The sequence below is a fragment of the Caenimonas aquaedulcis genome, assembly GCF_015831345.1.
Lineage (GTDB): Bacteria > Pseudomonadota > Gammaproteobacteria > Burkholderiales > Burkholderiaceae_C > Ramlibacter > Ramlibacter aquaedulcis.
Genome location: NZ_JADWYS010000001.1, coordinates 2,939,636 through 2,951,332, shown reverse-complemented (window position 1 = coordinate 2,951,332; position 11,697 = coordinate 2,939,636). Strand labels below are relative to the sequence as shown.

At 68.9% G+C, this 11,697-nt stretch carries 11 protein-coding genes; 6 read left to right on the top strand and 5 right to left on the bottom strand.

Features of this window, described 5'->3' with window-relative positions; genetic code table 11:
• Positions 1 to 146: 146 nt before the first annotated feature.
• Both I5803_RS14185 and I5803_RS14180 read right to left on the bottom strand, forming a co-directional pair.
• Entirely contained in the window at positions 147 to 1,379 is a 1,233-nt protein-coding gene (locus I5803_RS14185) for a glycosyltransferase (protein ID WP_196986993.1), read from the bottom strand.
• Positions 1,380 to 1,422: 43 nt separating this feature from the next.
• Positions 1,423 to 2,274 (bottom strand): M48 family metallopeptidase, encoded by an 852-nt coding sequence (locus tag I5803_RS14180; RefSeq protein ID WP_196986992.1) that lies wholly within the window; start codon positions 2,272 to 2,274, stop codon positions 1,423 to 1,425.
• 69 nt (positions 2,275 to 2,343) lie between these two features.
• Between I5803_RS14180 and I5803_RS14175 the strand changes: the two genes are divergently transcribed.
• Positions 2,344 to 3,714: an AmpG family muropeptide MFS transporter gene (locus I5803_RS14175; RefSeq protein WP_196986991.1), complete on the top strand. Its 1,371-nt coding sequence runs from the start codon at positions 2,344 to 2,346 to the stop codon at positions 3,712 to 3,714.
• Positions 3,715 to 3,786: 72 nt separating this feature from the next.
• The gene (locus I5803_RS14170; RefSeq protein ID WP_196986990.1) at positions 3,787 to 4,554 is read left to right on the top strand and encodes a TorF family putative porin; all 768 of its coding nucleotides are present in this window, start codon (positions 3,787 to 3,789) and stop codon (positions 4,552 to 4,554) included.
• Here I5803_RS14170 and I5803_RS14165 read toward each other — a convergent pair.
• Positions 4,538 to 6,013 (bottom strand): AMP-binding protein, encoded by a 1,476-nt coding sequence (locus tag I5803_RS14165; protein ID WP_196986989.1) that lies wholly within the window; start codon positions 6,011 to 6,013, stop codon positions 4,538 to 4,540. The genes I5803_RS14170 and I5803_RS14165 overlap by 17 nt on opposite strands.
• An 89-nt stretch (positions 6,014 to 6,102) precedes the next feature.
• Here I5803_RS14165 and I5803_RS14160 point away from each other — a divergent pair, with 89 nt between their 5' ends.
• The 4 genes from I5803_RS14160 (at position 6,103) to I5803_RS14145 (ending at position 9,988) form a co-directional block, all read left to right on the top strand.
• The gene (locus tag I5803_RS14160; protein WP_196986988.1) at positions 6,103 to 6,816 is read left to right on the top strand and encodes a response regulator transcription factor; all 714 of its coding nucleotides are present in this window, start codon (positions 6,103 to 6,105) and stop codon (positions 6,814 to 6,816) included.
• Between the two features lie 4 nt (positions 6,817 to 6,820).
• Positions 6,821 to 8,008, top strand: coding sequence for a sensor histidine kinase (locus I5803_RS14155; RefSeq protein WP_196986987.1), 1,188 nt, complete (start codon positions 6,821 to 6,823; stop codon positions 8,006 to 8,008).
• 226 nt (positions 8,009 to 8,234) lie between these two features.
• The gene (locus tag I5803_RS14150) at positions 8,235 to 9,347 is read left to right on the top strand and encodes a saccharopine dehydrogenase family protein (RefSeq protein WP_196986986.1); all 1,113 of its coding nucleotides are present in this window, start codon (positions 8,235 to 8,237) and stop codon (positions 9,345 to 9,347) included.
• On the top strand, positions 9,344 to 9,988 hold the full coding sequence (locus tag I5803_RS14145) for a DUF4166 domain-containing protein (protein ID WP_196986985.1): 645 nt from the start codon (positions 9,344 to 9,346) through the stop codon (positions 9,986 to 9,988). The genes I5803_RS14150 and I5803_RS14145 overlap by 4 nt, the downstream gene beginning before the upstream one ends.
• Here the strand turns inward: I5803_RS14145 and I5803_RS14140 are convergent.
• Positions 9,879 to 10,493: a carboxymuconolactone decarboxylase family protein gene (locus I5803_RS14140; protein ID WP_196986984.1), complete on the bottom strand. Its 615-nt coding sequence runs from the start codon at positions 10,491 to 10,493 to the stop codon at positions 9,879 to 9,881. The two genes, I5803_RS14145 and I5803_RS14140, sit on opposite strands and share 110 nt — an antisense overlap.
• A complete protein-coding gene (locus tag I5803_RS14135; RefSeq protein ID WP_196986983.1) occupies positions 10,483 to 11,691 on the bottom strand; it encodes a YbfB/YjiJ family MFS transporter in 1,209 nt (402 codons plus the stop codon). The genes I5803_RS14140 and I5803_RS14135 overlap by 11 nt, the downstream gene beginning before the upstream one ends.
• Between the last annotated feature and the right edge of the window lie 6 nt (positions 11,692 to 11,697).

The window sequence follows — 11,697 nt, the reverse complement described above, 5'->3', positions numbered from 1 at the left end:
AGGACGGGGGAAGCCATGGCGGATACTCCTGCGCGCGAAAAGAAGCCTCAGAGGCTACATCCCCTAACACTCCGAAACAAGTGTGACTACACCCTGCATTCGTGGGTTGCGTGCCGCCCCGAATCCTGCTATTCAGTTTTGCGCGGCTAATGGTTTTCCATGAGTTCGAGCATCTGCGGCAGGCAGTGCTGCGCCAGGTCATAGCGCGACACGATCGTCTCGCGCGCCGCCTCGCGCAAAGGGCGCAGTTTTTCCTGGTTTCCAAGAGCGTCGGCCATGGCCCGCGCCAGCGCGTCGTGGTCGAAGAAGTCCGTCAACAGGCCATTGCGCCCGTGCTCGATCACCTCCCGCACCGGGCCGGTGTCCGATGCCAGCACCAGGCAGCCGATGCTCATGGCCTCCAGCAGCGACCACGACAGGACGAAGGGGTAAGTCAGATACACATGTAACGCGGACACCTGCATCAGTTGCGTCAATACGGTGTGGGGAACCCGCCCCACGAAGTGGACCCGGCTCATGTCGAGCTGCTGCACCACCTCCGCCAGGAAGATGTCGCGCCAGGTCTTTCCTTCGGGGGGCTTTGTGCTGTAGCTCGATCCGTCCCCGCCGACCAGCACCACGCGCGCGTTCGGCCGCAGCTTCTGCAGGAGCGGCAGCGCACGCATGAAGATGTGATAACCCCTATAGGGCTCCAGTTGCCGCACGACAAAAGTCACGGTTTCATCGCCGGGGCGCAACGTGAGGCCCGCCGTCTGCAACTGGACGGTCGCTTTCGGGTCCGGCCGGAACCGGTCGGTGTCGATGCCTTCGTGGATCACGCGGATGCGCTCCTGCGCCCAGGCCGGATGGCGGCTCTTCTGGAACTGCGTGGGCGTGAGCGCCACGTCGCACGCGCTGAGCGGATGCAGCAGGTGCGTGTTGCGGATGCGCACGCGCTGGTCGGCCAGAACGGAAGGGCGCGAGAACTCCGGATCGAAACCCGTGTCGCTGCCTTCGCCGCCGTAGTAATACTCGGCGTAGACGATGAAGCGCGCCTTCGGGAACACGTCCTTCGCGAACATCGCCTCGCCCCAGCCCGAGTGCACGACGACCACGTCCGGCTCGAAGCCGGACTCCTGCAGTGCCCGCATCGCGCGCGCCGCGCTGTCGCCGCGGGCCATCTTGTCCGCGAGTTCGTAGAGCGCGCCGGCCAGCGGGTGCTCCACCTTCTCGGCGGGAAAGGGCCGCTCCTTGTACAGCACGTGCCTCACGCCCCGCACCGGCTCGCCCGTGGGCGGGTTCACGCCGAGCGCCACCACTTCATGTCCGCGCGCCGAAAGGGCCTGCGAGACGTGCCGGAACTGGCCCGGAAAATTCTGGTGGACGAAGAGAAATCGCATGGGGGCGAAGCTTAACGCCGTGCCGCCATGCCCTTGAAGCCCCTCAGCGCTTGGCGACGGTGCGCTGGTAGAGCGGCATCACGCGGGGAATGTTGCGCTCCAGCTCCGCGATGCGCGTCGTGCTGGACGGGTGCGTGGACATCCACTGCGGCGGCTGGCCCTGGCTGGCCTGCGCCATCTTCTTCCACAGCGTGATCGCGGCGCGCGGGTCGTAGCCCGCGCGCGCGGCGAGCTCCATGCCCACGAGGTCGGCCTCGGATTCGTCGCTTCGGCTGAACTTGAGCGTGAGCAGGCTGGCCGCGCCGCGCGCCGCCATGTCGGTGATGTGCGGGTCGATCCCGAAGATGCCCGAGAGCACCGCCCCGCCGATGCGCATACCGCCCTGCGTGAGGGCGCCCTTGCTCATGCGGGCGCGCGCGTGCTCGCGCAGCGCGTGGGCCATCTCGTGGCCGACCACCATCGCGAGTTCGTCGTCCGACAGCTGCAGCTTGTCCATGATGCCGGTGAACACGGCGATCTTGCCGCCGGGCATGCAGAAGGCGTTGACCTGCTGCGAGCCGACCACGTTCACCTCCCACTTCCAGGTCTTCGCGCGCTCGTTCCACGCATACGACTGCGGGATGAGGCGCTGGCTGATGGCCTCGAGGCGCTTGTATTGCGGGCTGGTCGCGGGCGCCAGCGCGTTCTTCGCTTGCGCCTGCTGCAGCAGCTGGTGGTACTGCTGGTCGGCCGCCTGCTCCACCTGGGCGGCGGGCACGAGCCCGGCAAGGCGCGAGGACTTGCCGACCTCGACGCCTTCGTGCGGCGGCTCCTTGGCCGCGGCGCCCAGGGCGGACAGGCCCAATGCGGCGGCGACCACCGCCGTCCTGGCATAACGCTTCATCGCAGATTGCATCGGGCACTCCTGAACATTCGCACGCATCTCGCTCCCCGGTCGGGCATGGGGTCCGCTTATTATTCTTCGATGACCCCACCCCCTCCTGTCAGCCGGGAACCCGAGGCGCCGTCCGCCGCGCGCCGCAAACGATCCGCGCTGGAGGTGCTGCGCGAACTGCGCCAACCCAAGGTCGCGGTGATGCTTGCGCTGGGCTTCTCCTCGGGCCTGCCCTTCCTGCTCACCGCCAACACCTTCGGCTACTGGCTGCGCGACGAGGGCACGAGCCTGATCGCCATCGGTTTCATCTCCTGGGTCGGCTTCGCCTATGCATTCAAGGTGTACTGGTCGCCGCTGGTGGACCGCATCGATGTCCCCCTGCTCGGGCGCCTCGGGCGCCGGCGCGGGTGGATGCTGTTCTGCCAGATCCTCGTGGCGATCGGCCTGATCGGCATGGCGGCGGTCGGCACGGCCGGCGGGCTCGCCGCGATCGGCGCCTTCGCGCTGCTCACGGCTTTCGCGTCGGCGACGCAGGACATCGCGATCGACGCGTGGCGCATCGAGGCCGCAGCGGACGCCGACGAAGTGGGCTTGATGACGTCGGCCGCGCAAGTCGGCTACCGCAGCGCACTGCTCGTCACCGACGCGTTGATCATCGCCGCCGCCGCCCGTGTCGGCTGGCCGGTGTCCTATGTGGCGATGGCGGTGTTGATGATCCTCTGCACCGCGGCCACGCTGTTCGCGAAGGAACCGACGCGCGCGGACACCGTGCTGCATTCGAAGCCGCCGCTGTGGACGCTGCGCGGACTGGGCGACGCGATCATCGGGCCCTTCGTCGATTTCTTCGCCAAGCACAAGACGGCCGGGCTCGTGATGCTGCTGATGGTCGCGCTGTACCGCCTGCCCGACTTCGTGATGGGCCCGATGTACAACCCGTTCTATCACGACCTCGGCATTTCCAAGGACACCGTCGCATGGGTGCGCGGATCGTTCGGGCTCGTCGCCACCTTCGTCGGCATCGCGGCCGCGGGGATCAGCGCGGTACGCATCGGCATGTTGCCGACACTCGTCATCGGGCTGGTGCTGGAAGGCTTCGGCACCGCGGCCTTCGCGCTGCTCAGCCTGAGCGCGGACACCTCGCTGTTCGCTGCCGTGATGACGCTGGATTCGTTCGCGCAGGCATTCGCGGGTGTCGCACTCGTCACCTACATGTCGAGCTTGACGAGCCTCGGGTACACCGCGACGCAGTACGCGATGCTGTCCTCCACGTACGCGATCCTCGGGAAATTCGCGAAGGGCTTTTCAGGGGCGACAGTCGATGCGCTGACCCCGTCGCACGGGTTGCTGGGCGCTTATGCGACGGCGTTCGTGGCGACAGGGCTCACCGCGATTCCGCCGATGGTGTTGCTGGTGGTGTTGTGGCGGATGCAGCGGCGAAGCGCGCATGTGACCAATTCGTGATGATTTCAACTGCGGCTCCTATCGCGCCGCAATCACGCTACCGTCCGAAGCTTTCTTTCGACGGAGCATCCCATGCACAAACGGTCCCTCATCGCCTTCGCCGCGCTTTGCGCAGCGGCATCCTTCGCCCACGCTGAAGCCCCGCCCGCTTCGGGCCTCAGCTACAACATCGGCGCCGTCACCGACTACCGCTACCGCGGCCTCTCGCAATCGGCCCGCAAGCCCGCCCTGCAAGGCGGGATCGACTACGCGGGCGCGGGCGGCTGGTACGCCGGCGCCTGGGCCTCCACGATCCGCTGGATCAAGGATTCCTCCATCCCCGCGGGCCCGCAAGCCAAAGGCCCGGTCGAAATCGACCTCTACGGCGGCTACAAGGGAACGATCGGCCACGATCTCTCGTACGACGTCGGCGCGCTCCAGTATTGGTACGTGGGCAACACGCTCAAGGACGTGACCACGCAGAACGCCAACACCTTCGAGGTGTACGGCGCGCTCACTTACAAGCTCTTCACGGCCAAGTACTCCCACAGCCTCACCGACCTGTTCGGCGCGCCCGGCAGCAAGGGCAGCGGCTACCTGGACCTGTCGGCCTCGATCGACCTGGGCGATGGCTACTCGCTCACCCCGCACGCAGGATGGCAGCGCATCAAGGGCTTCGGGACCTATATGGACTACTCGCTCACCGGCACCAAGGACCTGGGATACGGCCTGTCCGCCAGTGTCGCGGTGGTCGGCTCGAACTGGAAAGATCACTTCGGCGCGCCGTTCATGCTCCCGGGCAGCGGCACGAAGGACCTCGGCCGCGCCAACCTCGTCGCCGGGATCAAGGTGACGTTCTAAGCGCCGCCAGGGCACCGCGCTGCAACTTGCCCAGCGCGGTTTTGGGCAGGGCTTCCACCCACAGCCAGCGGCGCGGAAGCTTGTAGCGCGCCAGCCGGCCGGCCAGGAACGCGGCGAGCGCGTCCTGGTCCGCCGCCTGTCCTTCGCGCAGGACCACGGCCACCGCAACAGCTTCGCCCCACGCGTCATCCGGGACGCCGAATGCGGCGCATTCCAGCACCGCGGGATGCTCGCCGAGCACCGATTCGATTTCCGCCGGGTGGATGTTCTCGCCGCCCGAGATGATGAGCTCCTTCGCACGGCCCACGATCGTGTAGCTGCCATCGGACGCCAGCGACGCGAGATCGCCCGTATGGAACCAGCCGTCCGCGTCGCAGGCCGCGATGTCCGGCCAGTAACGCGACACCACGTTCGGCGCGCGCAGAAGCAGTTCACCTACGCCATCCTTCGCGTCCTTCAATCGCACGTCCACTTCGGGCGCGGGCCAGCCGCAGGAACCCACGTGGTCCATCGCCGCCTCGGGCCCCAGCGCGATCGAGAAGGGGCCCGTCTCCGTCGCGCCATACACATTGCACACCGGCACGCCGCGCGCATGCACGGCCCGCACCAGTGACGCAGGCAGCAGGCTGGAGCCCGCCCACATCGCACGCAGGCTCGAGAGGTCGGCGCCGGGCCAGCGCGGATGGTCGACGAGCGCCTTCATCGTGGCCGGCACCTGCAAGGTGAGCGTGGGCCGGTCGCGTTCGAAGCAAACGAACGCGCTGTCGGGTGAAAAGCGGGGATGAAGGATCACCGTGGCGCCCGCGTACAGGGCCGGCAAGGTCTGGATGCACAGCCCGCCCACATGGAACATCGGCAGCATCGTGGCGACTCGGTCGCCAGGCGTCATCCGCTGCACCTGCGCCGCGATGCGCATGTTGGCCAGCAGGTTGCCCTGCGTGTGCACGGCCGCCTTCGGCCGGCCGGTGGTCCCGGATGTATAGACGAGCAGCACGGCGCTTGCGTCCGTGCCGTGGACCGGCGCGGGCGGCGCGTCGATCTGCTCGCCCAGCGCCTGCGCGCGATGCACCGGCAGCGTGTGACGCGCGCCCAGTTGCAAGGCGGCATCCGCCCATGCGTCGTCATGCACGAGCCGGGTCGGCCTGCAGTCAGCCACTTGCGCGTCCCACTCGGCCGGCGCCAGGCGGAAGTTGAGCGGCAGCAAGGCGGCGCCGATGCGCGCCAGGGCGAAGAGCAAGACGAGCTGCCCCGGGTGGTTCGCACCCAGCCAGGCCACGCGATCGCCGGGGCGCACCCCCCAGTGGGTCCAGAGGACGCCGGCCACGTGCTCGCACGCGCGCGCGAATTCGGCATAGCCGAGCGCCGCCCCGTCGAATTCCAGCGCCACCGCCCCGGGCGCGCGCCGCGCCTGCGCGGCGGGCACACCCGCGAACTCGGACAGGTCGGAAGGTACGGCCATTTACCTAACTTTACCGCCGCTTCGCGCAGCGGAGCAGCCCGCGCGCCACGATGGGGGATTGCGCGCACGCGCACCCTCACAATGCACCCATGCAACAACTGCTGATGATCGAAGACGACGCCCGCCTGGCGCAGATGGTGGGCGAGTACCTGGAGCGATCGGGCTTCGGCGTCACCCACGCGATCGACGCCAAGGCCGGCCTCGCGCTGCTGCAGGAGCCGCCCTCGGGCGCGGCGCCCGAGCTCGTCATCCTGGACCTGATGCTGCCCGACATGGACGGGCTGGAAGTCTGCCGCCGCCTGCGCTCGCTGCCGGGCGAGGCGGGGCAGATCCCCGTGCTCATGCTCACCGCCAAGGGCGACCCGATGGACCGCATCGTCGGGCTGGAGCTCGGCGCGGACGACTACCTGCCCAAGCCCTTCGAGCCGCGCGAATTGCTCGCGCGCATCCGCGCCATCCTGCGCCGCCGCACCGAAGGCCCGCAGCCCGCCGCGAAACTGCTGCGCTTCGGCACGCTGGAGATCGACCGCGACGCGCGCACCGTCGTCGTGAACGGCAAGCCGGCGGAGCTCACGTCCTACCAGTTCGACCTGCTGATGACGCTCGCCGAGCGCGCCGGCCGCGTGCTCACGCGCGACCAGATCATGGAAGCCGTGCGCGGCCGCGAGCTCGAGGCCTTCGACCGCTCGATCGACGTGCACATGGGCCGCATCCGCGCGGCGATCGAGTCGGACGCCAAGAACCCGAAGCGCATCCTCACCGTGCGCGGCGTGGGCTACGTCTTCGCCAAGCAGCAGGACTGAACGCGTGGTCGCCTGGCGCGCGCGGTTTCGCGTCCCCCTCTACCTGCGCATCTGGATCGCGGTCGTGCTGGCCGTGGGCCTGCTCACGGTGGCATTCGGCTTTCTCTGGCGCGCGAACACCGAACAGGCGCCGGAGCGCGAGGTGATCATCCGCAACGAAGCGGGCGACGTGCTGGGCCAGGTGAAGACGCGCCCGGTGCGCATGCCCGGCCAGGGCGTGGAGTTCCAGGTGGCGATGAACGATGGCCGCACGCTCGTCGTGCAGCTGCCGCCGCGGCCTCGCCAGCCGGGTGAAGGCCCGCCCGGGCGTCCGTGGTTCCGCGGGCCGAGCAGCCTGCTGTGGCTGCTGGGCATCGTCGCCATCGCGGTGGCGATCGGCACCTACCCCATCATCCGGCGGCTCACGCTGCGGCTCGATCACTTGCGCCAGGGCGTGGAACGCTGGGGCGAGGGCGACCTGTCCGTGCGCATCAACGAGTCGGGCTCGGACGAGCTCGCCTTCCTCGCGCAGCGCTTCAACCACGCAGCCGAGCGCGTGGAGACGCTGCTGAAGTCGCACAAGTCGCTGCTCGCCAATGCGTCGCACGAATTGCGCTCGCCGCTCGCGCGCATCCGCATGGGGCTGGAGCTGATGGACCCGCAGACCTCGCCGGCGTTCCAGGACGAGATCCGCCGCAACATCGGCGAGCTCGACCAGCTCGTCGACGAGATCCTGCTCGCGAGCCGCCTCGACGCGAAGGAGACCGACGTCGGCACCTTCGAATCGATCGACCTGACCGGCCTCGTCGCGGAAGAATGCGCGCGCGCCGGTGCGGAACTCGTGCCCAGCCCCGATCCGCAACCGCTCGTCGTGCAAGGCGTCTCCAAGTTGCTGCGCCGCGCGATCCGCAACCTGCTCGAGAACGCGCGCCGCTACAGCGACGGCGAGGTGACGGTGGAGGTCAGCCGCGAGCAGGGCGAGGCCGTCGTGCGGGTCCGGGACCAAGGGCCTGGCGTTCCCCCCGCGGAACGCGAGCGGATTTTCGAGCCCTTCTACCGGCTCGCGGGCGCGAGCGAGCGCTCGGGCGGCGTCGGCCTCGGCCTGGCGCTGGTGCGCTCGATCACGCAGCGCCACCACGGCACCGTGCAGTGCGTGGACCAGCCCGGCGGCGGTGCATGCTTTGTTCTACGTGTGCCGTGCGACCGGGTGTAAACCGGACGCGCGCAACGTGAACATGTGCACATTCCATGTGCGCGCCTCCCCCATTTGTAGGATGCGCAAACCGGTGGCCGGGGCTATATTGATTCCACCGCTGTCACGCAGTCGCTCTTCGAGCGGATAAGCGAAACCGGTTTTCAAGTCTCCCAACGACGTCCTTCCAAGGACTTTATACAGCCGCCGAAAGGTGGCTGTTTTTTTTGGCGCCTACACTTCCCGCATGTCCGGTTACCGCGTGCTCGTCCTGGGAGGGTATGGCTTCTTCGGCAGCCGGCTGGTCGAGCGGCTGGCGCGCCAGGGCGGCCTGCACATCTTCGCCGCGGGCCGGTCGGGCGACAAGGCCCGGGCATCGGTCGAGGGCCTGGCATGCGCCCCCGCAACGCTCGTGGAAGGCATCGAGCTCGACGCCATGTCCGGCGACTTCGCGTCCTCCCTCGCGCATCTGCAGCCCGCCGCGGTGGTCCATTGCTGCGGGCCTTTCCAGGGACAGGACTATCGCGTCGCGCAGGCGTGCATCGCACAGGGTGCGCATTACATCGATCTCGCGGATGCGCGCGCCTTCGTCGCCGGGATCTCCGCATTGCATGCGGCGGCCGAAGGAGCGCGCGTGCTGGTCACCAGCGGCGCGAGTTCCGTGCCCGCGCTGTCCAGCGCAGTGGTCGACGCGTTGACGCGCGGCATGCAATCGGTGGACTCGATCGACATCGGCATTAGCCCGGGCAACCGCACCGAACGCGGCTTGTCCACGGTGCGGGCCATCCTCGGTTATTGCGGCAAGCGCCTGGAGACGCCGTCGGGCAATTCGGCGTGGGGGTGGGGCACGAGCTATCGCCACGCGTACGGACACCCGGTGGGCAGGAGGTTTCTCTCGCCTTGCGACGTCCCCGACCTCGCCCTCCTGCCCGGCCGCTATGCCGGCGCGCCCAGCGTGCGCTTCGGCGCGGGCCTCGAACTCCCTTTTCTTCACCTCGGAATGAATGCCATGGCGCTGATGGCACGGTGGGGCATCGTGCGCGACTGGTCGGCGCATGCGGCGCTTTTGAAGCGGATCGCGGATGGGTTCCGCCACGCGGGTAGCGACGCGGGCGCGATGCATGTCGAAGTCCGTGGCCGTTCACCTGAAGGAGATCGAACCACGCGGCGATGGGAACTGCTGGCCACGCACGGCGATGGCCCCTACGTCCCGACGCTGGCGGCGGCTGCACTGGTGCGCCAACTGGCCACCGGACATCCACCCCCCATCGGGGCCATGCGTTGCATGGGCCTGCTCTCGCTCGACGACTTCGTGCGCGAAGCAAACGGTCTGCACATCCACATGACTGACGCGGCATGAGCGAACCCAGCCTCTATGAGCGCGTGATGGGTGACAGCTACCAGCGGCTCGCATCGCCGGTGCGCGCGTTCCACCGATTGTCAGGACGCCATGTGCTCACGGGCGAGGTGCGTACGCATGCGCCCCAAACGTGGCTCGCGCGGCTGCTGGCATGGGGTCTCGGCACGCCCACGACGGACGGCGGCGGAGCGATCCGCTTCGAGCTCGACGCCACGCCGCGAGCCGAGACATGGACGCGGCACTTTCCTGCGAAGACGATGACCTCCACCTTGCGTGCATCGGGCAACTCCGTCGTCGAGCACCTCGGCGTGTCCCGGCTCACTTTCCACTTGCACGAACAGGACACGCGCCTGGAAATGCGTCTGGTGCGCCTGCGCTTTCTCGGGCTGCCCTGCCCGCGCTGGCTGATGCCCGACATCGTCGCGGTCGAGAGCGGCGAAGGGAGCCGCTTCCAGTTCGAGGTGCAGGCACGCGTGCCGATCGCGGGCCTCGTGGCGCGCTACGCGGGGCACCTGATGCTGCCTGCGGAGCTCACAGCGGAAACGCCGGCAGCCCCTCACCACTCGCACCCGCCTGCGCAGGCGTATGCGCCACATTCATCAGCCACGACACCATCACGAAGTAGCCGACCAGCGTCGTGAGTTCGACGACGCCCTGCTCTCCGAAATGCATCACCGCCGCGGCGTAGGTCGGTTCGCTCGCGCCGTGCGTGGTGAGCAGCTCGCCCGCGAGATCGAGCGCCGCGTCCTCATCGGCTGGGAGGCCTTTGGGCCGCGCGCCGACGCGCAGGGCCTCGATCGCGGCGGCGGATACGCCCGCCTTCACGGCCAACGGCGCATGCATCAACCATTCGAACTGGTTGCTCACGTGCCGCGCCGCGATGCAGGTCGCGAATTCGCGGATGCGCGCATCGAGCACGCTCTCGAATCGCAGGTACTCGCCGACCTTCGCGACGCGGTCGAGCAGTTGCGGGCTGCGCAGCAGCGGCAGGAAGGGGCCGTACACGCCTTTGCGCGGCCCGGCGATGAGTGCCTGCGCGGCTTCACGCTGCGGCGGCGTCATCGCGGAATCCGCCGGCAGCGGCATGCGCTCGCGCCACGGCTGCGCGGAGCCCTGGCGGCTGGCGGTGTTGGAATCATCGGGCATGGGACATCCTTTCGCGAGTGAGTGAGAAGCCGGCTTCGCGCCACAACCACGCGCCGCTCAGCCACAGGGCTGCGGCGCCCGCCTGCAGCGCGAGGTTCAAGCCGTTCATGCCGTGCAGCGGCAGGTGCAGCAGCATCGACGACACCATGGGCCCCGCGATCTGCCCCAGCGCGAACGCGCCGGTCATCCGCGCGACCCATCGCGTCGGGTCGCCCACGGCGCGGGCGCGGATCTCCTGCACGCCCGCCATCGTGATCACCATGAAGGTGCCGCCGACGAGCAGTGCGGAAAGCGCGATCGCGGTACCGCTCGCTGACACGCTGGGCAGCAGCACGCCCAGGCCCATCAGCATGTGCGCCGCGGACCAGACCTGCAGGCGCGATGCGCGGCGCATGAACCAGCTCGCGAGCAGCGTGGACACGGCCGCCATCGCCCCGAACACGGGCCAGGCGAGGCCGAAGAGCCGCGGGTCTTCCACGACCGAGCGCGCGAGCACCGGAAGAAAGGTGGCGGGCAGGATGTAGCCGAAGCCGAACGCGCCGTAGCTGATGACGAGGCCCGTGGTGCCCGGCGGGGGGGGCGAAGGCGCGGCCGAGGCCGCCGCGGGCGGTGGTGCCTCGCCGACTTTGCGCATGACGATCACCACGGGGACCATCAACGCCGCCGCCAGCAGACCCAGCTGGATCCACAAGGCGGCCGGCGACGCACCGGCGACGCCGCCCGCCAGGCACCACAGCCCGGCGAGGGCGATGCCCGCGCCGACGCCGAAGTACACCGCTCCGCCCCACGCCGCGCGATGCATCCGTGCCAGTGCGCCCAGGCACCAGACGGCCGTGCTGACGAAAACCCATGCGCTCGCGACGCCTGCCGCGAAACGCAGCACCGCCCAGAGGACGGCCGGACCGGGCAGGGCCATGGCGGCAGTGAGCAGCGCCGTCGCCAGCAACGCGACGATGCCCAGCCGCACCGCGCCCATCGGCACGCGCGAGGCGGTCAGCGCACCGACGAGGTACCCCGCGTAATTGGCCGCGGCAATCCAGCCGCCGCTGGCGACGTCGAGCCCCGCGCCCTGGATCATCAGCGGCAGCATCGGCGTGAACGCGAAGCGGCCGATGCCCATCGCCACCGCGAGCGCGAGCATCCCCGCGAAGCACACCGCGACGGGTGAGGGGCCGGCTGTCGATTCCTGGTTTGCCATGGATTG